Raw genomic sequence first — 21,161 nt, forward strand, 5'->3', positions numbered from 1 at the left:
AATCTTATTATGAAAAAGTTATTTTTGAGTTTCACCGCAATACTTGCGCTGATATTTGTACTATCGTCTTTTGACGGAGGAAAAAGAGTTATTGTAATTGATGCAGGACATGGAGGCAAGGACAATGGTGCAACTAGAAATGGAATCTACGAAAAAGATATCGTTCTAAAAGTGGCAGAACTCATCAAAAAAGAAAACACCAATCCTGATGTTGAAATTATCCTTTCCAGAGATAATGACACTCAGCCTAGTCTTACCGAAAGAGCCTCGATAATTAACAACCTCAATCCGGAGATGGTCATTTCCCTACACGTCAATAATACCGCTGCTAAGACTACCGAAGCCAAAGGAGCAGAAATCTATCCTCAAGCCAACGACCAATCTAGAAAATTAGCAGAAAAATTAGGAAAAATTCTAGATGCAAGAAAAATTGCAGAAGTAAATCTCTTCATGCTAAGAGAAATTGAAGCGCCAACCTTGGTTGTAGAATTAGGATTTATGTCTAACGAGCAAGATAGAGATTATCTATCGAGCAAAGAAGGGCAAATCCATACCGCCAAAAAAATCCTGGAATTTATCAACAACAATTGATAACTTATTTACAATCAAAGAAAAGCCCAATAAATTGAGAATTATTGGGCTTTTTTATTTGAAATAGCGAAATAAAATTTAACATTATTTTAAGAAAATAAGTGAAATTTTCTTGCAATTTTCACGTTATACTATAGTAAATTCAAGTAGAAAATGTGAGAATCTTTTTTTCAACGTAGGTTTTAATTAAAATCTACATTCTTGATGCAAAAACTAAAACCCGATAAACGACTGCTGTCAAAGGCGGTTATTTATTGGGTTTGTCAATTAGAGAATCTTTCCACTGAGTCAATATATCCTGAAGACGTGCATTTCCAAAAGTCTTGTTGCGTATCTTAGACACAGAAAACAATCCTTTTTCGTCAGAAATAATCAAAATCTCTTCCGCTTTTTGACTTTCGAATGCAGACATTTCAGATGGTTGGATTTCAACTAGATTTTGTCGATGTACAAAAGTGATAAAATTTTCCGCTAGTGGTGAAATATAACTTCCTTCAGAAGTTTTAGGTGTTTTCAGAATTCCGTCTTGTAGAAAAAATAAATTTCCGTAGATCGTTCTAGCAATCCTTTTCTCCGGATTAAGCAATATCACATCGTCTAAGTCGTTTTCTTGAGCATAGATTTCTGCGTAAGTGTTCTCAGGATGATGAACATGGATACCACTAAGCAAATTCTGATTAACATTAATTTCTTTAATCAAATCTACTTCAACATCCTTCTGAATCGAAAAAATATCAGCGACTTCCTGAGCTTCTGCGTAATAAAAAATTTCAGCTTTTTGCAAAGGATTACTATCCGAATTTCTAGTGACTAGAAAGGTGATAATCCCACTCTCTAATCCCTTATCTAACACCTCTTCTTGAAACAAATTTCTAAAAAACTCCAAGGTATATGACAAAGGAATATTCATCCTCATTTTACGCATAGAAGCCATCAAATAAAAATAAGATTCTTCAGCTAGCTTCAACTCTCCAGCATGAACAAAGAAAAAAACCTTCACTGCATCCCCAAACCAAATCGCACGGTTCTGATGACTCCAGTTAGTAGAACTAAATATTATCTTCTCCAAAGTTTTACTATTAAATTAAAAAAATAATGAACGAAAAAATCGCTCATTTCAAAACTAAAATATCAAGTTTTCTGTTATGCTGCACCTAATTTGATCTGCAGATTTTCGATTAGATTTTCCCAATACAATCTGTTTTCCTCTTCGTCTCCTGGATAACAAAAATCGGTGATATTAAGAGACAAATCTTCGGTAATCTCATCTACAGTAATGGTCATCTCAAAGAAGTGCTTAGTTCCTTCATCTTCTTCCCAACGAAATCTTACAAAACTCTCAGGCTTATATCTAATTAATGTTGCTCGCTCTTCGGCACCGCCATTCCAACTAAAAAAGAAATCATCTCCTTTCTCTACTACCTCGTCGGCAAACCACTCGCCTAAACCTTCTGCACTCGCCAAATATTCGTACAATATTTCTGATTGACAATGCATTGGAAATTCGTACTGGACTTTATGTTTTGACATATTTTTTTATCTAATTGAGCCGCAATATATAAATTAATTTATAAAATCTGCAACTTAATTAAATGATTTTTTTCAACGATTAACATGACCTAATGGCTTATTCTGAAAAATAGCATTTAATTTTAAAAAAAATTAAACCATGAAAAGCCACTTTAACGAAAATGGCTATAAAATTTACCACACCGATAAGGAAATCTTCATCATATTATGAAAGTATCCGAGGAAATCATCAAGTTCGTCAAGATAACAATGATCAACCAGACATGCAATTATCTTTTGACAACTTTAGGGTAAATCTCAAATGATTTTGAAAATACTGAATCGAAAAGAGCGGATCAATTATTTCTTATTTCTACAAATCCAAAACCTCAAGAATTATTCGGCACCCTTCTTCTATTTCGCTTTTTGATATTGTCAATGGTGGTGATATTCTAAGAAACTCATTGCGGTACAATTGCCAGAAAACAATAAGGCCTTTTTCCATGCTTTTTTTGGCAACCTCCAAAGTATAATTTGGATTTTCTAATTCTACGGCCAGCATCAGACCCATTCCATTAATTCTTTTAATTTTTGGATGAACCAATAGACTTCGGAAAAGTTCTTCTTTCTCCTTGATTTCTTCCATCAATTTGCTATCCAGAACTTCTTGCAATGTTGCCAAACTCGAAGCAGCAATCAAAGGATTACCTCCAAAAGTAGTAATATGACCAAGTTTCGGTGAATGAGAAAGCGTCTCCATAATTTTTCGAGAACTCATAAAAGCACCAACAGGAACTCCTCCACCCATACCTTTTCCCATGACCAAAATATCGGGAACCATACCAAAATGTTCGAAGGAAAATAATTTTCCCGTTCTTCCGAATCCAGGCTGAATCTCATCTAAAATTAATAGGGCTCCAACTTCTTCGCAACGTTTCTTTAAACTTTTAAAATATTCCTGATTCGGAACTAAAAATCCAGCAGCACCTTGAATTGTTTCAGCAATGACACAAGCGGTCTTCTCTGTAATTTTATCAAATTCTGATTCGTCATCGAAGTTAATAAAATTGACCAAGGGCAATAACGGTCGAAACTCACGTTTGTGAAACTCATTTCCTGAAACCGATAAAGCACCATGCGTATTTCCGTGATAAGAATTCTTCATGGAAATTATCTCCTCACGACCTGTAAAACGTTTAGCAAGTTTGAGCGCGCCATCAATGGCTTCTGCTCCACTATTAACCAAATAAGTTACTTCTAGAGGTTCTGGTGTGGCTTCCGCTAAAAGCTTGCACAATTCCACTGGTTTTTCTTGAGCATATTCTCCATAAACCATCACGTGCAAATACTTTTCAGCTTGTTTTTTGATAGCAGCAACTACTTTGGGATGAGAATGCCCCAAAGTATTGGCAGAAACTCCAGCAACGAAATCCAAATATCGTCTACCATCTTTTCCGTAGATATAACTTCCTTCCGCTTTTTCTACCTCGAAACCAGCGGCAAATTTTGTTGTTTGCGCTTGATATTGAAAAAAATCTTGTTGCATAATAATTATTTTCTACTGATACAGGAACACTTTATAGTATTATTAGGGTTGTATAATTTACCTTTTCTAAACTTAAGTTTTATGGATGAAAAAAGATTGGGTGATTGAGGATGTAAAAAATCATTTTCCTTGTAAATACCGTCAAGAAATGGCAACTTTTCAGATTTGATCACCTTTAGGTTTCCGACTGTATCCGTTGACTTAATCAAAACATCCTTATCATTCAAACGAATAGTATCGTAAACTGTCCTAGTTTCAAAATACAAAAATCTCCCTTTGTTCTTCCAATTTCCATATGACCATTGCGAGTTCATACAGGCATAGCAAGTAAACAGAAATGTATGGTTTTTATTAATTACAATTCCACACTCGGTCATTCCGACATTAGCACAATTGTACTTCCCCGCAAAATCTTTCGATTGGCAAGAAAGAACGATTATCACTAATAGCGGTAGATATCTCATTCCTTCTTCACTCGTTTTGGCTTTTTGGCTTCTTCAGCAGCTTTGGCTTTTTCGATTTCGGATTGAGCGGCATTGTAAAGCGCATCGTCCGATTCGTATTTGATTTCCTCATAATTAGGCGTGTCAAGATAGACATCCTGCCATTTTTGAGGTCGGTCTTTGGTATTCCAATTAAAATCAGGGAAAAATCTATCCTTTTTAGAAATTTTGCTCATGGGATAGGTATCTGTTTGCGCCCCAACATTACATGCAATTACTTGTACTTTCTGCTCCTCGAAAAGTGCTTCAATAATTCCACATGCTGCAAGAGCAACTCCTACCCTTTCATTTTGCTTAGTTTCTTCATTGAAATCATCGGCGTAAGTAATTGCTTGAGCATTACCAATAACTTTAGCCAACTTGACTTGATTATTCTCATAATAGACCGTCATCAACTTTCCCTTCACTTGATTGAACTCATCTTTAAGATTAAGAGAATCCGCTTTACTTATCGCAAAAGCATTACCAATGACTTTCAGCGAATCAATATTTTCGTTTTTAGTATCAAAATAAGCTTCAATTTTATCTCCTGAAACTTGTTTCGCACCACTCCACGAGATTGGCTTACCAAACATATGCATCACTCCATCGGTTTCATTAAAACTTATCGAATCAGCTCTTGCCTGGATATTAGATTTGAACAATCTTGCTTTTCGAAAAGAACGCAGATAGCTTTTCTTTACATTAGTTGAATCCAACTTTTGGAACGTCAAAATAGTATCAGAAGAAAAGAAAATGGAGTCTTTTTCCAACATTTTAACCGCCAACGGTTTTTCCGTAATCATCGCAGAATCTTTTTTCTCATAGATTTCACCATATCCTCCAGAAATGTATCTATTTTCGGCAGGGTCTCTAAGTAAAACATTGCCTTTCCCTGTACCAAATCCTGTTCTTCGATTGAAGTACAAATCGTCTCCAGTTAGTATCTTTCCTTTATAATTAATTCGAGAATTTTTGTTCATATAGACCTCACCAGTATTCTGGTTGTATCTCCCCTTTTCGGTATAAACTTGATTGGCTGGATCAGCCTTATTGGTAATGGTTGTTGGCCCATTAATGGTTGCAATATTGGTGTTCTGATCTTGTAAAACGTTCTCACCAATCAATGTATACTCTTTGTTCTCCATTTTGATATTACCTGTAAGATCAATAGTCTTGCTTGCAATATTATAGGTTGCTACTTTCGCATAAGTAACGCTGTTATTGGCAAAAATAGTCCCACCTGTATCAAAATAGGCTTTGTTAGTTAACCTATCATAATAAAGTGTCTGCGTCTTGATAGTTTGTTTGGGATCTGTAAGTACAACATTTTTTCGAGCAATACCACGCTGGGGGTTTCCGTCGTATTCCATTTCATCTGCTGTAATCACCGACCCATCAGAATTTTCTAAACGAACATTACCATAAGCTTTAACAAAGTTTAGCTCTTGATAGAGCACTACTTCATCAGCACTAAGAACCGACCCTTGATGAGAAAACTTGACTGCTCCAGAAAAGAAAAGATTACCATCATATTTTTCAGGATTAACTCCACTCGTATCAGAATGGACATGGACTATCTTGTCTGTATTAGCGTTTTGCTTCGGATTGACATCTTTTTCAAAAAAAGCATCCTTCTCCACAGGTTTCTTTGGAGTCAACGAAATTTGTCCAAAAACAGGGACAGAAATAAGTAAAAAAAGAACAAAAAATTTCTTCATTAATCTTTTTTGGTACCGTAGAAATAAAGAGAATGCGAATCAATTTTCACACCAAAAGCTTCCTCAATAGAATCTTTGATGGACTGAATTCTAGGATCACAAAATTCAATAATCTCCTGAATTTCTTTATCCGAATCTTTTTTATAAATCACCAAATGATCATGTTGCTTATCAAAGTAGGACTTCTCATAAGACGAAGAAGTACTGGTTTTTTCCCCAAACTGATGCTTGCGAATCAATCCTGCATCAAGAAATATTTCAATGGTATTATAGATGGTCGCTTTGCTCACATGATACTTCTTATTAAGCATCAATAGATACAGATCATCGACATTGAAGTGATCCTCCATTTTGTAGATTTCTTCCAAAATAGTATATCTTTCAGGAGTATTCCTAAAACCTCTTTCCTGCAAATACAGTCTCAGAACTTCTTTAATCTGTGTAATGTTTCTATCAATCTCCAATTTTTCCATAATACAAATGTATCATTTTTTTGAAAAAGAATTCAGTACTTATCAATATCGAAATCAAGATGAGACTTGTTTGATTTTCTGAGTAACGATATGTTGATCCATTAGCGGTGCTGACTCCACAATAACATTATGCGAAGAAACTCCCCATGCTTTGAAATCATCACTACCAATATATTTAACAAAATTATAGAAATTAAGAATTACCTTTTCTTTAACCGTTAATAACTTGTCATTAATGTAAGTATTATCAATAATTACGTACTTCAAATCTGGTGGAACGTGGTGTGCCCTCAACGAAGGATGATTACTGTATTGAGGAATAGTACCTTCCTCCATCATATCATGTAAAACTTGGTCAAAGTAATCATTAATTCTCCTATCCACCTTGAAACCCAGTAAGAAATTCACTCGGAAAATAGTTCCTGGAAGTAATTCATCTACAGAATATCGGAAAGTATAAGGGTCTTCCTGATTCACGATATTGAGAATAAAATAGTGATCCGCCCTCTTTGGTTGTTTTCTGATGATAGAGTAAATAATTTTTGATTCGATTTCGTCCTCTCTTTTTGCACGACTGAGGTAAGCTAAATTCGTAGCATATTTAGGGATTGACTCATCTAACTTCATGTCTTTGATAACATTAAGGTATTTATCCAATTTGATAAACTTGATGAATTTATTTTTAATCAATCTTCCATTAAACCAAGCGTACATACAAATTGCAATAAAACCAGCAAGGATAACAGTAATCCAACCACCGTCCCAGAATTTGATAATATTAGCACTAAAGAAACCGATTTCAATAAAGCTATAGACTAAAAAGAAAGCCAAAATCAAAAACTTGTTGACTCTCTTCTTCACCAACCAGAAAACCAGTAGCATCGTTGTCATAAACATCGTTACCGTAATTGAAAGCCCATAAGCAGCTTCCATTTTCCCCGACTCTCTGAAGTACAAAACGATAATGATACAGAAAAACAATAATCCCCAATTAATTTTAGGAATGTACATTTGACCTTTGACACCCGAAGGATAATCAATTTTCTGATTTGGCCAAAAATTAAGTGACATTGCTTCAGAAAATATGGTAAACGAACCAGTAATCAAAGCTTGAGACGCAATAATAGCTGCTGCTGTAGCCAATATAACACCAGGTATCAGCATCCACTCTGGTAAAATTCCGAAAAATGGATTAACACCATTATCATGAACATCTTTGTAATGAGTCAATATCCAAGCTCCTTGACCTAGATAGTTAAGAATCAACATGATTTTAACAAAAACCCAGCTTGCTCTAATATTTTTAGCACCACAATGACCCAAATCCGAATACAATGCTTCCGCTCCTGTTGTACAAAGAAAAACTGCTCCCATAATAATGATCGCACTTGGAGAGTCGACAATTAATTTATAAGCATAATAAGGATTAAAAGCTTTTAGGATTTCGAAATTTCCCGATAAATGCACAAGTCCAAAACCTCCTAAAACCAAAAACCAAATCACCATTACAGGGCCAAAAAACTTTCCAATAAAGCTGGTCCCGAATTGTTGTACTACAAAAATAATGATCAAAATAAATATGGTAATCGGCACAACTGGGGTATGTTCATTATAAATCTCCAACCCCTCAATCGCAGACATCACAGTTAAAGAAGGTGTAATTACTCCATCTGCAATCAGCGCAGAAGCACCAATGATGGCAATCAGATATAACCAGCCTTTTTTTAGATTTTTGACTAAAGAAAAAAGCGCCAAAATCCCACCTTCACCCTTGTTATCCGCCCGAAGTGCGATGATAACGTACTTGATGGTTGTTTGTAAAGTAAGCGTCCAAATTATACACGAAAGTGCTCCTTCAATGTATTCATCAAATGGTAAATTGGTTCCGCTATGACGAGCATTAACAATCGCTTTCATTACATACAAGGGCGAAGTACCGATATCTCCAAACACAATTCCTAGGGAAACCAATACTCCTAAAAACGATAGCTTCTTTAAATCAAAAAGATGACCGCCATCTTTAACTCCAGACATAATATTGTGAAATTTTGAAAGTGTAAATTTAAATTTATTTTGAATCCGTCAAGATTAATTTTTGCTCAATCTTTAAAATCGAACATTAAGGGAAGTTGTCAAAGCAAAATTATCCCTTTTGTTATTGCTTTGAAAAGCATTATCAGAGTTAAGATATCTTGCTTCTGTTCGCCAAAGAAAGTGCTTAGATATCTCAAAGTCATAATTGGTAGAAAAACCAAGAACGTCAAAACCATTACCTGAGGTTGTAGAAACAATAACCTCATCTTCATCCCTGTAATACTCAGCTCGCATCGCAATTCTAGACCTTTCAGATACTCGGTAAGCTCCAATTAAAGTTGGCGCCAACCATACTTTCTGCTGACCATCCTGGGTCTCAGTAGCAATATCAAATCCAGCAATCAAAGATAGTTTTGAGGTAGGCGAATAGAGCATATAGAAATCGTGATAAGCTCGGAAAGCCTTCAAAGAATCAGGTTTATCCGTCCCTAAATAATTACTATAATTAAAGGTTAAATTCTCCTTAGGTTTATATTGAACTTGCATCCCAAAATTTGGATTTTGATAACCGTCTGGTCTTCTTACCTTTTGCCAACCATTAAGAATCATCAAGGACAAATTCCATTTTTCGTTTTTGGAACCATAAGATAATTTGGCGTCTGTTTCGTAGTAAGGAGAATTTTCTGCAGCCACACTTCTTGTCAACGTAAGATTATCCATTCCTATCGCACTTTCGAAACCAATATGAGAAGGCATAATTCCCGCATCCAACCAAAGATTGTGATTTTTTGATAATTTGACTCCTGCATTAGCTTCGTATACAAATTGTGCCCAAGTTGGTTCGCTAGACAGATTATATTCTGGGTATGTCCCTGCCATCAACCCCAAATTAACTCTCGTATTTTCAGAGGAATACTGTCCTCTTACTACAGCCAAATTGATATTTAATTCATTATGCTTCTTGTAGTTATACAAAAAACTTGGCCGCTCATGATTCTCAGGTTTAGAAAAATCATAACTATAGTAAATCTCTCCATCAAAGAGAAATTTAAAATTTTTAAGTGAATCTTGTTGGGCTCTAAGAAAAGAAAAAGCACCCACAACTATTAGAAAAAAATATTTTTTCATCATTGAACTTCTTAAAAGAATAAAAAAAATTCTACTGCAAAAAAATTAGAGACGCAAAAAGTTGCGCCTCTAGTCTATCATATTTGATAATTATGCTTGAAGATACAAAGCTTTTTTGATTTCAGCTTTTACTTTTTCTAATTTAGGGAACCATTCTGCAAAAAGAGCTGCAGAATAAGGAGCTGGTGCATCAGGAGTAGTGATTCTTTTGACAGGAGCGTCCAAGTAATCAAAAGCTTTTTGTTGAACCATATAAGTAATCTCAGAAGAAATAGAACCAAATGGCCATGCTTCTTCTAACACCACCAAACGATTGGTTTTCTTAACAGAATTAATTACGGTATCGAAATCCAAAGGACGAACGGTTCTTAAGTCGATTACCTCAACAGAGATACCTTCTTTTTCCAAATCTTCTGCTGCTTGCATTGCTAATTTCATGATTTTTCCGAAAGAAACCAATGTAACATCTTTTCCTTCTCTCTTGATATCAGCTTTACCAATTGGTAAGTAATATTCTTCTTCTGGAATCTCCATTTTATCTCCATACATTTGCTCAGATTCCATGAAAATTACAGGGTCATTATCCTGAATTGCAGATTTCAAAAGTCCTTTTGCATCATAAGGATTAGACGGAACAATTACTTTAAGACCTGGACAATTCGCATACCAACTTTCCAAAGCTTGAGAGTGTGTTGCGCCAAGCTGACCAGCAGAACCAGTAGGACCACGGAAAACAATTGGGCAACTCCATTGACCACCACTCATCTGACGAATTTTTGCAGCGTTATTAATAATCTGGTCAATTCCTACCAATGAGAAATTGAAGGTCATAAATTCTACAATCGGACGATTCCCATTCATTGCAGAACCCACTGCAATACCAGAAAAACCAAGTTCCGCAATTGGAGTATCAATAACTCTTTTTGGACCAAATTCGTCTAACATTCCTTTAGATGCCTTATAAGCACCATTGTACTCTGCTACTTCCTCACCCATCAAATAAATGGATTCGTCTTTACGCATTTCTTCACTCATTGCTTGCGCAATTACTTCTCGAAAAGTATATTCTGCCATTTTTTTATAAAATTGAAGCTACAAAAATAGGTATTTTAAAATTAATTAAAAACAAAAATGCAACCCTTTTTGAGTTGCATTTTATCATATTAAAAGTCTTTGATAACTAGTTAGATTTGTACCACGTCTGTGTTCTTCCGATTAATGAGAAACCAACATACCCTCTTACGTTAAGTTTGTCCCCATCTTTAGTAATGTTGCACTTATAAGTTTTACCTGTTTTAGGGTCAGTAATCGTACCACCACTGAACTCGTCTCCATCCTTCACCAAACCACGGATAATTTCTAAACCGATTAATGGTTTGTTTTTGCGGTCATCCTTACAATTAACGCAATTATTATTTTCGGGTTTTGTCAATAACTTAACAATTTTTCCGTTGTATTTTCCGTCAGATGTTTTCCAGATTTGTACAATTGACTTTGCCTTTCCTGTTTCGTCATCAATGGTTTTCCATTTTCCTTCTATTTGGGCAAAAGATACTGTGCTAAAAAACAATGCTACAAAAGCAAAAATAAGTTTCTTCATTTTATTACAATTTTAGAATGATAAAAATAACTAAAAAAACCGAATACCAAAATAAATTGTTATTCTAGCAATAATATACAAAGTACACACCAAAAAATTTCAAGAAATTTTACAACGTTGTAGGTTTTTGGTATTTGCTCTAAATTATTTTTGAATTTGAAGCAAATATATCTTGCTCAACTCTCCTACTCTTTGTTCAGGATTAAGAAACTTCAACGAAAGTCGAGTTACCCCAAAATTATCAGCAACGTAAACTATAGAGTAAGACCTCTTAACAGTCGGCAAGATTTCACTTTCCACCAATAAATAATCACCGGACTTCAGTTCGCTTTCGGCAACGCGTGGAGTATTTCGTTTGGTGTAGAAATCAAAATTCCAAGATTCATCACCATTCAACATATAAATTTTATCTAAATCAATTCTTTCACGATTCACCCAATGTGCAACATTAAGGCTTCCTTGATATTGTGTAAGAACAGGATAAAATTGAGTGTTTAGATAGAAATTCAAAGTGATGGAAAACAAAAGTGAAATCATCAAAAATTTTCTAAAAACGAAATTTCTTTTCAAGATGACCACGATTAAAAAGCACAACAGAATAAATGAAATAATATAAGTCAACACATTCGGAATACCAACAAAATAATAAGCTAACAATCCCATCAAAACGATACTGGCAAAGATGACTACCAACTGAATGTAATAGAAAATATTCATCTTTTTTCTTTCATTCTTTTGAAAAAGCAAGAAAATATAAGCTGCTGTAAAAATCGAAATAATCGCAATTAAGCCATTCAAATAATGAGGAAGCTTGAATTTTGACAACGAAAAAACCAGCATCACCATCCAAAACCCACCTAACGTCAAAAATTCGGTTTTAGGAACTTTTTTGAATTTAATTTTAAAAAAGAAAGCCGTTCTTTCCACCACTCCAGCATAAAACACCAATGAAAAGGGCAAAAACACCCACAACAAAGAGTGAAAAAAGAAAGAATAATCGGCATTGGTTGGTGCAAAACCGTCACCAGTCATTCGGCTAACACTCTGTCCCAAAAGAATAAACTTAATTCCATCGATGCCAAACTGATGATGATAAGCAAAAAGAATTGGTGAAATCCCTACCATAAAACTCAGCGCTACAAGGAAAAATTTAAGATTGAAAAACTTTTTCCACTCCCTTGAATAAAGCAAGTACGCCAAAATACAAAATCCAATAATCACCATCGCCATCAATCCTTTGGAAGAAAAAGCCAAAGCGGTTCCTAATCCACCTAATATTGCAGACATAGGCTTTCCCTTATTGATAAAATCCACCAATTTCCAAATCGAAAAAATGATAAACCCTGTCAATACAGCATCTGTTCTTACGTCATGAGCAGAAAGAATGATACTTTGTGCAGATAAAAAAATCAACGCTGATACGTGACCAAGATTTGGATTTTCGTATAATAAATTAGCCAATTTCCTTGTAGAATATGCTCCTAAAAAAAGCATTAAAACCGCAGGAATACGATAAGCAAATTCATTAATCCCAAACAATTTCATAGAAATGGCAGCCAACCAAAAATGCATGTGAGGCTTGTCCAAGTATGGATTTTCCCCTTTATAAATATCAAGAAAATCATTGTTAAGTACCATCTTCATCGCCATGGAAGCATGCTGTGCAGAATCGTTTTGCATCAATGGAATGAACATTCCGGCAATGTACACTACCAAAAAACCGAAATAAAATGCGTAAATTTCCTTACGATACAAGAGTTGATTCCCCATTACTGAATTTAGTTTTTGTATTTTTGCCAAAATTTTTACAAAAGTAATAAATCCCTCCTAACGAATGAGTCCAGAAAAATTTTATTCTTTGGTTATCCCAATGTACAATGAAGAAGGTAATGCAGGTATCCTAATCGACAGAATCAGAGAAGCAATGGAAGGTTTCCGATACGAGTTAATCCTTATCGACGACCACTCGTCGGACAAAACAGTTAAAGAAATCAAAGAAAAAAAAGACCCCAATGTGGTCTTGATTGAACTGAAGAAAAATTATGGACAAAGTTCGGCAATGATGGCAGGATTTGACTATGCTACAGGAGATTACATCATTACTTTGGATGGAGATCTGCAAAATGACCCGACAGATATTCCAAAAATGGTGGATATTTTGGAAGAGGAAGATTACGACCTTGTAGTTGGTAAAAGACAGAAAAGAAAGGATTCATCCATCCGAACTATCCCTTCCAGAATCGCTAATTATATCATTAGAAAATCAACAAAACTTAATATTTCCGACCAAGGTTGTGCATTGAAGGTTTTCACCAATGAGACCGCAAAAGAGCTCAATCTTTATGGCGAAAACCACCGTTTCATCAGCTTGATGGCGCACCTTAATGGTGCTAAAATTACAGAAGTTCCCGTAAAACATCACGCAAGACAATTTGGAGTATCTAAGTACGGAATGAACCGAACCTTCAAAGTAATCAATGACTTGCTTTTGGTTTTATTTAATAAAAAATATCTTCAAAAGCCCATTTACTTGTTTGGGAATTTGGGATTTTTCACCTTGACTTTGGGTGTACTAATTAATATTTATCTACTGATTGTCAAATTATTAGGAAATGATATTGGAGGAAGACCACTTTTGATTTTGGGGGTATTGCTTATCTTCATCGGAATCCAGTTTTTCACCACCGGAATTATCTTGGATATGTTGATGAAGACCTACCACGAATCGCAACAGAAAAGGCCTTTCAATATTAGAAAAATAACGTATTTTGGAGAAAATAAATTTTAAAAAACTCCTCATTAACTTCGGTAAAATCGGCATTAGCGTAGCACTTTTGTATTTGGTTTTCCGAAAAATTCCTTTTCAAGAGGTCGTCGAAGTCTTGAAAAAGACCAGCATCTTTTGGTTATTTTTAGGAGCGTTACTTTTTTTAGGTTCTCAAATCGTCTCCACCCTTCGTTTGGAATTATTTCTAAAGGCGCAGAACTTTAATCTCGCTTTCAGAAGCAATCTTGAACTGTATTTTTTAGGAATGTTCTATAATTTTTTCATTCCGGGCGGAATTGGCGGTGATGCGTACAAAATTTACCTTCTAAATAAAAAATTCGATTGGAGTGCAAAAAAACTAACTTCTTCCCTCTTCAACGACCGACTAAGCGGATTGATAGGAATCTTGGTTTTGATGGCATTTCTTTCATTTTTTCTGTTTCCAGAATACTTGATTTGGTTAATTTTAGGTTTTGTTGTTTGTTTACTTGGCGGAAGTTTTTTGATGAAAAAATTGTTTCCGACTTACAAAGACATTTTTCTCAAAGGCTTATTATTTTCTCTTCTCGTACAAGGATTGCAGGTTTTAAGTTTTGTTTGTATCCTGAAAAGTTTAGGAATCAACAGTAACGAAATCCTCTATTCCATTTTATTTTTGGCGAGTTCGGTGTTAAGTTTGGTATCATTTGCCGGAATCGGAGTTCGCGAAATGCTATTTTATCAAGTGTCGAAATTTTTCCAGTTCCAACCAGAGATATTAGTTTCCGCATCCCTTGTTTTTACGGCAATAACAGCATTTTTTTCGCTGTTTGGATTGGTATTCCAACTAAGAAAGTTAAATTTGAAAACTAAAGAACAACCATGAATTTTATAAAAAACAATCTTGCCAATATGCTTACACTGGGAAACCTTTTCTCAGGAAGCATAGGTGTTATACAATTGATTTTGGGCAATTACGAAGTAACTGCAATTTGTATCATTGTTTCCCTGATTTTGGATTTTTTTGATGGTTTCGTAGCAAGAACACTCAAAGCTAATTCTAATCTGGGGGTACAACTCGATTCATTAGCAGATATGGTCAGTTTTGGACTGCTTCCAGGTGTTGCGATGTACAAAATGTTGGAGGTTGCAACTACGTCAGGATTAGGAGAATTTTTTCCTTGGATTAAATATTTAGGACTTCTTATCACCGTTTTTTCATGTTTGCGTTTGGCTATTTTCAATATTGATGACGAACAAACATATTATTTCAAAGGATTAAATACGCCAAGTAATACCATCTTTATTTTTGGACTTTACTATGCTTTTTCAGAACAACATAGTTTTAGTTTTTTATTGGAAAATCAATCGTATTTAATCCTCTTAACTATCATTTGTTCTTGGCTTTTGGTTTCACCGATTAAGATGATTGCGATGAAATTCAAATCCATGAAATGGCAAGATAACATTCCGAAAATCGTTCTTTTAGTTGGTGGAATTGTGATTTTGGCTTTATTTAAAACCATTGGAATTCCTTTGGTGATTGTATATTACATTTTGGTGTCGATTATTTTTCAGAAACAATTGAAATAATGAATGAATGCTGTCATTCTGAATGGAGCAAAGCGAAATGAAGAATCTTCTATGATAAATAGATTCTTCGACTCCACTTCTTTTCGCTCAGAATGACAAAAAAAATTAAAAATCCGTTATGAATTTAAAACTCCATAAACCTCTTTGTGTATTTGATTTGGAAACAACAGGAATCAACGTCGGGAAAGACCGCATCGTTGAAATCTGTATCCTAAAAGTAAATCCTGATGCTTCGCGCGAAAGCAAAACTTGGATTGTTAATCCTGAAATGCCTATTCCTGCGGAAGCAAGCGCAGTACACGGAATCTATGATGAAGACGTAAAGGATGCTCCCACTTTCAAGGAAATTGCACCGAAAATTATGGAAATGATTTCGGGAAGCGATTTGGGTGGATTTAATTCTAACCGATTTGATGTTCCTCTTTTGGCGGAAGAACTTTTGAGAGCCGAAATTGATTTTGACCTTTCAAAATTCCGTTTGGTTGATGCACAAACAATTTATCACAAAAAAGAACCTCGAAATCTGACCGCAGCTTACAAATTCTATTGTGAAAAAGATTTGGAAAACGCCCATTCTGCTGAAGCAGATGTGATGGCCACTTTTGAAGTGCTGGATGCACAAGTTGGCAAATACGAAGACCTTCCAAATGATATCGCGGGACTAAGCGAATTTTCTTTCCACAACAAATTTGCAGATTTGGCTGGATTTATCGCTTTTGACGAAAATGGAAACGAAATTTTCTCGTTTGGGAAATACAAAGGTCAAAAAGTGAAAGACGTTTTCCAAAAAGATTTGGGTTATTACGGATGGATTCAGAATGCTGATTTCCCTTTGTACACGAAAAAAGTCCTCACAGCAATCCAACTGAGAAGTAGATTCTGATTCAACAATGAAACCTTCAATCGCTACAATACTATTACTCGTAATAGCTAATATTTTTATGGTTTTTGCGTGGTATGGCCATCTGAAATTTAAGCAAAATGAGACTTTCAGTAATCTTGGACTTTTTGCGATCATTGCTATCAGTTGGGGAATCGCTTTTTTCGAATATTGTTTCCAAGTTCCCGCCAACCGAATCGGTTATCAAGAAAATGGCGGACCTTTTAATCTGTGGCAACTCAAAGTTCTGCAAGAAGTGATTACTTTGGTGGTGTTCACGCTTTTCACTGTTTTGGTCTTCAAAAATGAAACCTTTCGGCTCAATCATCTTATAGGTTTTGTATTTCTGATTTTAGCTGTATATTTCATTTTCAAAAAATAATAATGGCTGACCTTATCCGAATCAAATATTATCAAAACGCTATTGAAGCTAATCGAGATAAGCAACTTTTAGCCGAAAACGGTATCGAAGCTTGGATTGCGAACGAGCAAACAATACAATCAGATTGGTTACTTTCTCAAGCAATTGGCGGAATACAGCTTCAGGTTTTTGAAGATGATGTCGATGAAGCAAAATCTATTTTGGAAGAATTCAAAGAAGATAATTCCTATGAATTAGAGGTAGAACACACCATCAGCAATCCTGATTTTGATTTTACTTGCCCAAAATGTGGCTCCAATCATCTTTATCAGGATGAAAAACCGGGCGGCCTTTTTGGAGTTAGCCTATTGCTTTTTATGATTCCGATCAAAGTTCCCAGCCAAACTTATCACTGCTACTATTGCGGAAATGAGTTTAAAAGATGAGGGGTGATGGAAGATGGAATATAGATGAACTCGAAACTTTGAACAATTAACTCAAAGCCAGAAACCAAAAACCCGTAACTCTTAACCAGCAACTCTCCAACCGAATTGTTACGAATAAATCATTACATTTGCTTTTAACTTTTTAAAAAAAGTCGTTTATGAATCAACTTTTCAGAAGGAAACCACTTAACACGACAATCTCACAAGGAGGTGATGGCGAACCGCATTCGTTACACAAAGTACTTACGGTAAAGGACCTTACCTTTTTTGGAATCGCTGCTATTATTGGCGGTGGAATTTTCAGTGCGATTGGGAATGCTTGTTTCAGCGGAGGTCCGGGTGTTATTTTCTTGTATGCTATTTGTGCTGTTGCCTGCGGGTTTACTGCGATGTGCTACGCAGAATTTGCATCAAGAGTTCCCGTTTCTGGGAGTGCATACACCTACGCTTATGTTTCTTTCGGTGAAGTATTTGCCTGGATTATTGGCTGGGCATTGATTATGGAATACTCCATCGGAAACATCTATATCGCATTTTCATGGAGTGGTTATTTCACCAATCTTTTGGAAGCAGTTGGAATCCATTTACCAGAATGGTTGACCATTAATTACAAATCAGCATTTCACGCATTTGAAGATTCCAAAGCTGGAGAAGGTCTCAATGCATGGAATACTGCACCAATGATTGGCGGTTTGCGAATTATTTTTGACTTGCCTGCTTTATTAATCAATGTGATAATTACCTATTTGGTTTATCGTGGCACTAAAGAATCCAAGAACATTAGTAACTTAATGGTTTACATTAAATTAGCCGTTATTTTACTCGTTATTATTGTGGGTTGCATGTATGTGGATATTGATAATTGGACTCCTTTTCTTCCTAATGGTTTTGGAGGAGTAATGGCTGGAGTTTCTGCTGTATTCTATGCTTATATTGGTTTCGACGCCGTTTCAACTTTAGCTGAAGAAGCTAAAAATCCACAAAAAGATTTACCAAGAGGAATGATTTATTCCTTAGTGATTTGTACGATTGTGTATATCATTTTAGCTTTGGTTTTAACAGGAATGGTTTCTTACAAAGAATTAGGAGTTACGGATCCACTGGCAGAAATTTTCGCATTAAAAGGTGTAAAATGGATGCTATTTATCGTATCTATTTCTGCTGTTGTAGCCATGACCAGTGTTCTACTTGTTTTCCAAATGGGGCAACCAAGAATTTGGATGACGATGAGTCGTGATGGTCTGATGCCTAAAAAACTTTCTGAAATTCACCCTAAGTACAAAACTCCGGGATTTGCAACCATTCTTACGGGAATTGTAGTTGGACTTCCTATCTTCTTCACGGACGAAAATTTGATTCTGGATTTTACTTCAATTGGGACATTGTTTGCCTTTGTTTTGGTTTGCGGAGGCGTTCTGATGTTATCTCCGCAAAGCGAGGAAGAAATGCTGGAAAGAAAGGGCAAATTCAAAATCCCATACATCAATTCAAAATATATCGTTCCGATTCTTTTTGTTGCGACAGTTGTTTTGGTGCATTACTTGTTCCCGAACTACTTTTCGGATATGTTTGCTGATGTGGTGACGCATATTCCTATCATCTCGTTCTTCTTAGTTTGTGCTGTAATTTCGGTTCTTGCTTTTATGAAAAACCTATCGCTAATCCCGATTTTAGGATTGGTTTCATGCTGTTATCTTTTAACCGGAATGAGCACCGAAAACTGGACTTGGTTCGGAATTTGGTTGGTTTTAGGATTAATATTCTATTTCAGCTATGGTAAAAAACACAGTAAACTTCGAAAGGAAGCCGAAAGCGATTTCTAAAATGAGAATTTTGCCGATTCTCTTATTTCTGCTTTTGTTGGCCAATTGCAAAAAAGAAACCTCACATAAAGTCGAAACTGAAAAAACCGAAACAGAACAAATCTCAAAGATTCCGTTTTCGGATTTCAAAAAACAACTTGCAGAAAAATCAAAAACAGAAAAGTCGAAGTATTTTTTCAGTTATATCAACAAAGATGTCCCTTATTATTGGACTGGGACACCGTGGTCATTTGGTGGGACAACAAAAGAGCCCCAAAAAGGAAGTATTGCTTGTGGATATTTCGTAACCCATGTTTTGAAGGATTATGGGTTCGACCTTAATACCTCATATCTCGCACAACAAGCTTCTTCGGTGATGATCAAGAAACTGTGTACCGATATTCATTACTTTTCTTCGGTGAAGGATTTGGAAAAATATCTTTTGTCAAAGGATAAAAATCAGGTCTATATTGTTGGTTTGGATTTTCACACCGGATTTGTTACAAGAGAAAACAAGGATACCTATTTCATCCACTCCAATTACATCCAAAACGAAGGGGTAAAAAAGGAAAAAACCTCTGAATCTCCAGCTTTAAATGCGTCTAAAAGCTTTATGATTGGGAATTTGAGGTATTGACTTGCTCTCTCGTAGATTGATCAGATTTTTTTGGTTAAAACCTTAGTCCATCACAAAAGGGACAATTTTCAAACTATCTTTAATGGAGTTACAAATTTCATAAGTATCTGCAATAAAATCCACTTCTGGTTTTGAATTATGCAGGCCAGAGTATCCAATTATTTTTGGTTTTTCATCCTTTAATTTAAACTCAATTGCTAACAATCTAATTCCATAAGGATTAGAATATTTTTCTTCAGACTGAAAATCTACTTCTGCCTTAATAGTGTCTAATTTCCTTCTTAAAATCTCATTCTCAATCTTTAAAATCTTTGCTTTAGGAACCTTAAATTTAAAATAAGTTAATTTATAATCAGGATATCCACTTCCATAGCTACCAGTTCCATTACTGAGATCATAGTGGACACCGTTGCAAAATACCTTTGTATATTCCATTTCTTTATTAGAACAAGATTGTAAAATTAGCGCAAATACTATCAAAAGATATCCTTTCATCAAAAAAGTAAAAAACTTGTTAAGTAAAAATTTCACATATAAACCTACAAAAAAATCCGCTAAAAATTAGCGGATTAATGATTCAGAAATTAATTCTGTATTTCGTTGATATGTCTAAAATTCAATTAGAAAAAAATTTAATTATTCTTACTAGAAAGATATCCATTTACAAAAAGCTTTCTAATCATACGTTTTGCAACGTCATCTACTGCCAAAGTAGTTGTAAATCTGCTTCCGTTTTTTTGTGCCATCGGAATTTCTTTATTATCGTTGGTATAGATTTTCATCCCTGTTTGCTCATTGGTTAAATCACTTTCGGAACATGGAAGTTTACCAACAAGAGCTCTATTAACATCAAAAACCTTATACTCCAAAAATTTATTCATTGGATTTTTACTTTTGAAAGTTGTTGCTGAAGCATCTACACTAACTCTTGTTATGTAACCTATGATTTCTCTTCCTCCATTATACAAAATTTCTCCCTGCGAATTAATATCAATAGCAATAGCATCTTCTTTTTCTGCTTGAGCCTTTTGAGCAGCGATTCCACCTTCTCTCGCTTGCGAGAAAGAGCGATCTTCCGTTTGGAAAAACTCATCAATTTTGGCTTTATCAAAACCATCTTTTGTCATAATTCCATTGGCCATAGCAGTCTGAACAATAAATTTGCCCATACCCAAAGAAGTACCTTTACTTTCAACTTCTTTTACAATACCATTAGGTCCTGTAAACTCTACCCAACCTTTGTCTGTCTGTGTACCATTTGTCCTACCGTTAATAATCGTTGCAGAAAACTGCAACTCACCATTAAGGTCATTGAATTTGTACAATCTACCCTTATCATCAACTTTAGCAACTACTTTTTCATCCAAAAGCAAATCTCCTTTCTTGATTTTGATTTCTTGGGCGAACACGGAAATACCTGCGAACATTACCATCACAAGCGCTGATTTCAATTTCATCATTTTATTTTTTTAAATTATTTTCTGAATGGTTTTTGAAGAAAATCAATGGTTAAAAAACCAGAATTTCCACAGCCTGTGTAGCAACTCTTATACCATACATCTAAGAAAAAAGCTGGAATTTATCAGCTAATAGGAAAAATCCGCTAAAAAAT

At 35.1% G+C, this 21,161-nt stretch carries 22 protein-coding genes; 9 read left to right on the forward strand and 13 right to left on the reverse strand.

The genetic code is table 11. The annotated features are described in order from the left end of the window. Nucleotides 1–591, forward strand: a 591-nt coding sequence (locus AC4AGG_RS10105; protein ID WP_489771874.1) for an N-acetylmuramoyl-L-alanine amidase family protein, incomplete at its 5' end; no start/stop codon positions are given. 247 nt (nt 592–838) lie between these two features. Here AC4AGG_RS10105 and AC4AGG_RS10110 read toward each other — a convergent pair. The 11 genes from AC4AGG_RS10110 to AC4AGG_RS10160 all read right to left on the reverse strand — a co-directional run bounded on the left by AC4AGG_RS10110 (nt 839) and on the right by AC4AGG_RS10160 (nt 12,854). Continuing rightward, entirely contained in the window at nt 839–1,660 is an 822-nt protein-coding gene (locus AC4AGG_RS10110) for an aminotransferase class IV (RefSeq protein ID WP_489771875.1), read from the reverse strand. 74 nt (nt 1,661–1,734) lie between these two features. Beyond that, the gene (locus AC4AGG_RS10115) at nt 1,735–2,121 is read right to left on the reverse strand and encodes an START-like domain-containing protein (RefSeq protein ID WP_489771876.1); all 387 of its coding nucleotides are present in this window, start codon (nt 2,119–2,121) and stop codon (nt 1,735–1,737) included. 352 nt (nt 2,122–2,473) lie between these two features. Beyond that, nucleotides 2,474–3,646 (reverse strand): aspartate aminotransferase family protein, encoded by a 1,173-nt coding sequence (locus AC4AGG_RS10120; RefSeq protein WP_489771877.1) that lies wholly within the window; start codon nt 3,644–3,646, stop codon nt 2,474–2,476. Between the two features lie 5 nt (nt 3,647–3,651). Then, nucleotides 3,652–4,110, reverse strand: a complete 459-nt coding sequence (locus AC4AGG_RS10125) for a hypothetical protein (protein ID WP_489771878.1) — start codon at nt 4,108–4,110, stop codon at nt 3,652–3,654. After that, the gene (locus tag AC4AGG_RS10130) at nt 4,107–5,849 is read right to left on the reverse strand and encodes an OstA-like protein (protein WP_489771879.1); all 1,743 of its coding nucleotides are present in this window, start codon (nt 5,847–5,849) and stop codon (nt 4,107–4,109) included. The genes AC4AGG_RS10125 and AC4AGG_RS10130 overlap by 4 nt, the downstream gene beginning before the upstream one ends. After that, nucleotides 5,849–6,322 (reverse strand): Fur family transcriptional regulator, encoded by a 474-nt coding sequence (locus AC4AGG_RS10135; protein ID WP_489771880.1) that lies wholly within the window; start codon nt 6,320–6,322, stop codon nt 5,849–5,851. The genes AC4AGG_RS10130 and AC4AGG_RS10135 overlap by 1 nt, the downstream gene beginning before the upstream one ends. A gap of 54 nt (nt 6,323–6,376) precedes the next feature. Next, nucleotides 6,377–8,356, reverse strand: a complete 1,980-nt coding sequence (locus tag AC4AGG_RS10140) for a KUP/HAK/KT family potassium transporter (RefSeq protein WP_489771881.1) — start codon at nt 8,354–8,356, stop codon at nt 6,377–6,379. A gap of 72 nt (nt 8,357–8,428) precedes the next feature. Continuing rightward, nucleotides 8,429–9,484, reverse strand: a complete 1,056-nt coding sequence (locus AC4AGG_RS10145; protein ID WP_489771882.1) for a porin — start codon at nt 9,482–9,484, stop codon at nt 8,429–8,431. 90 nt (nt 9,485–9,574) lie between these two features. After that, nucleotides 9,575–10,558: a pyruvate dehydrogenase complex E1 component subunit beta gene (locus tag AC4AGG_RS10150; RefSeq protein ID WP_489771883.1), complete on the reverse strand. Its 984-nt coding sequence runs from the start codon at nt 10,556–10,558 to the stop codon at nt 9,575–9,577. A gap of 106 nt (nt 10,559–10,664) precedes the next feature. Next, nucleotides 10,665–11,084 carry a DUF2147 domain-containing protein gene (locus AC4AGG_RS10155; protein ID WP_489771884.1) on the reverse strand — a complete coding sequence of 140 codons (420 nt, stop codon included), beginning with the start codon at nt 11,082–11,084 and terminating at the stop codon, nt 10,665–10,667. A gap of 144 nt (nt 11,085–11,228) precedes the next feature. Then, complete coding sequence (locus AC4AGG_RS10160) at nt 11,229–12,854, reverse strand: ArnT family glycosyltransferase (protein ID WP_489771885.1); 1,626 nt, start codon at nt 12,852–12,854, stop codon at nt 11,229–11,231. A gap of 64 nt (nt 12,855–12,918) precedes the next feature. Here AC4AGG_RS10160 and AC4AGG_RS10165 point away from each other — a divergent pair, with 64 nt between their 5' ends. The 8 genes from AC4AGG_RS10165 to AC4AGG_RS10200 all read left to right on the forward strand — a co-directional run bounded on the left by AC4AGG_RS10165 (nt 12,919) and on the right by AC4AGG_RS10200 (nt 19,549). Then, complete coding sequence (locus AC4AGG_RS10165) at nt 12,919–13,872, forward strand: glycosyltransferase family 2 protein (RefSeq protein ID WP_489771886.1); 954 nt, start codon at nt 12,919–12,921, stop codon at nt 13,870–13,872. Further along, a complete protein-coding gene (locus AC4AGG_RS10170) occupies nt 13,853–14,716 on the forward strand; it encodes a lysylphosphatidylglycerol synthase transmembrane domain-containing protein (RefSeq protein ID WP_489771887.1) in 864 nt (287 codons plus the stop codon). The genes AC4AGG_RS10165 and AC4AGG_RS10170 overlap by 20 nt, the downstream gene beginning before the upstream one ends. Next, a complete protein-coding gene (locus tag AC4AGG_RS10175) occupies nt 14,713–15,423 on the forward strand; it encodes a CDP-alcohol phosphatidyltransferase family protein (protein WP_489771888.1) in 711 nt (236 codons plus the stop codon). The genes AC4AGG_RS10170 and AC4AGG_RS10175 overlap by 4 nt, the downstream gene beginning before the upstream one ends. Before the next feature lie 118 nt (nt 15,424–15,541). Further along, nucleotides 15,542–16,306 carry an exonuclease domain-containing protein gene (locus AC4AGG_RS10180; protein WP_489771889.1) on the forward strand — a complete coding sequence of 255 codons (765 nt, stop codon included), beginning with the start codon at nt 15,542–15,544 and terminating at the stop codon, nt 16,304–16,306. A 7-nt stretch (nt 16,307–16,313) separates the two neighbouring features. Next, nucleotides 16,314–16,685, forward strand: a complete 372-nt coding sequence (locus AC4AGG_RS10185) for a DMT family protein (protein ID WP_489771890.1) — start codon at nt 16,314–16,316, stop codon at nt 16,683–16,685. Nucleotides 16,686–16,687: 2 nt separating this feature from the next. Then, nucleotides 16,688–17,110: a putative signal transducing protein gene (locus tag AC4AGG_RS10190; RefSeq protein ID WP_489771891.1), complete on the forward strand. Its 423-nt coding sequence runs from the start codon at nt 16,688–16,690 to the stop codon at nt 17,108–17,110. A 158-nt stretch (nt 17,111–17,268) separates the two neighbouring features. Further along, a complete protein-coding gene (locus AC4AGG_RS10195; RefSeq protein WP_489771892.1) occupies nt 17,269–18,933 on the forward strand; it encodes an amino acid permease in 1,665 nt (554 codons plus the stop codon). A 1-nt stretch (nt 18,934) separates the two neighbouring features. Next, a complete protein-coding gene (locus AC4AGG_RS10200; RefSeq protein ID WP_489771893.1) occupies nt 18,935–19,549 on the forward strand; it encodes a hypothetical protein in 615 nt (204 codons plus the stop codon). A gap of 42 nt (nt 19,550–19,591) precedes the next feature. Here the strand turns inward: AC4AGG_RS10200 and AC4AGG_RS10205 are convergent, their stop codons facing one another. After that, entirely contained in the window at nt 19,592–19,984 is a 393-nt protein-coding gene (locus tag AC4AGG_RS10205; protein WP_489771894.1) for a hypothetical protein, read from the reverse strand. A 197-nt stretch (nt 19,985–20,181) separates the two neighbouring features. After that, nucleotides 20,182–21,009 (reverse strand): hypothetical protein, encoded by an 828-nt coding sequence (locus AC4AGG_RS10210; protein WP_489771895.1) that lies wholly within the window; start codon nt 21,007–21,009, stop codon nt 20,182–20,184. Nucleotides 21,010–21,161: the final 152 nt, after the last annotated feature.

Source organism: Chryseobacterium sp. CG10_8 (assembly GCF_058117085.1).

What these genes read in the sequence shown, in the direction of transcription:
- AC4AGG_RS10140 (WP_489771881.1), bottom strand. Translation starts at nt 8,356, where the DNA reads ATGTCTGGAGTTAAAGATGGCGGTCATCTTTTTGATTTAAAGAAGCTA.
- AC4AGG_RS10120 (WP_489771877.1), bottom strand. Translation starts at nt 3,646, where the DNA reads ATGCAACAAGATTTTTTTCAATATCAAGCGCAAACAACAAAATTTGCC.
- AC4AGG_RS10180 (WP_489771889.1), top strand. Translation starts at nt 15,542, where the DNA reads ATGAATTTAAAACTCCATAAACCTCTTTGTGTATTTGATTTGGAAACA.
- AC4AGG_RS10210 (WP_489771895.1), bottom strand. Translation starts at nt 21,009, where the DNA reads ATGATGAAATTGAAATCAGCGCTTGTGATGGTAATGTTCGCAGGTATT.
- AC4AGG_RS10130 (WP_489771879.1), bottom strand. Translation starts at nt 5,849, where the DNA reads ATGAAGAAATTTTTTGTTCTTTTTTTACTTATTTCTGTCCCTGTTTTT.
- AC4AGG_RS10135 (WP_489771880.1), bottom strand. Translation starts at nt 6,322, where the DNA reads ATGGAAAAATTGGAGATTGATAGAAACATTACACAGATTAAAGAAGTT.
- AC4AGG_RS10195 (WP_489771892.1), top strand. Translation starts at nt 17,269, where the DNA reads ATGAATCAACTTTTCAGAAGGAAACCACTTAACACGACAATCTCACAA.
- AC4AGG_RS10160 (WP_489771885.1), bottom strand. Translation starts at nt 12,854, where the DNA reads ATGGGGAATCAACTCTTGTATCGTAAGGAAATTTACGCATTTTATTTC.
- AC4AGG_RS10185 (WP_489771890.1), top strand. Translation starts at nt 16,314, where the DNA reads ATGAAACCTTCAATCGCTACAATACTATTACTCGTAATAGCTAATATT.
- AC4AGG_RS10150 (WP_489771883.1), bottom strand. Translation starts at nt 10,558, where the DNA reads ATGGCAGAATATACTTTTCGAGAAGTAATTGCGCAAGCAATGAGTGAA.
- AC4AGG_RS10205 (WP_489771894.1), bottom strand. Translation starts at nt 19,984, where the DNA reads ATGGAATATACAAAGGTATTTTGCAACGGTGTCCACTATGATCTCAGT.
- AC4AGG_RS10190 (WP_489771891.1), top strand. Translation starts at nt 16,688, where the DNA reads ATGGCTGACCTTATCCGAATCAAATATTATCAAAACGCTATTGAAGCT.
- AC4AGG_RS10155 (WP_489771884.1), bottom strand. Translation starts at nt 11,084, where the DNA reads ATGAAGAAACTTATTTTTGCTTTTGTAGCATTGTTTTTTAGCACAGTA.
- AC4AGG_RS10200 (WP_489771893.1), top strand. Translation starts at nt 18,935, where the DNA reads ATGAGAATTTTGCCGATTCTCTTATTTCTGCTTTTGTTGGCCAATTGC.
- AC4AGG_RS10175 (WP_489771888.1), top strand. Translation starts at nt 14,713, where the DNA reads ATGAATTTTATAAAAAACAATCTTGCCAATATGCTTACACTGGGAAAC.
- AC4AGG_RS10165 (WP_489771886.1), top strand. Translation starts at nt 12,919, where the DNA reads ATGAGTCCAGAAAAATTTTATTCTTTGGTTATCCCAATGTACAATGAA.
- AC4AGG_RS10125 (WP_489771878.1), bottom strand. Translation starts at nt 4,110, where the DNA reads ATGAGATATCTACCGCTATTAGTGATAATCGTTCTTTCTTGCCAATCG.
- AC4AGG_RS10145 (WP_489771882.1), bottom strand. Translation starts at nt 9,484, where the DNA reads ATGAAAAAATATTTTTTTCTAATAGTTGTGGGTGCTTTTTCTTTTCTT.
- AC4AGG_RS10115 (WP_489771876.1), bottom strand. Translation starts at nt 2,121, where the DNA reads ATGTCAAAACATAAAGTCCAGTACGAATTTCCAATGCATTGTCAATCA.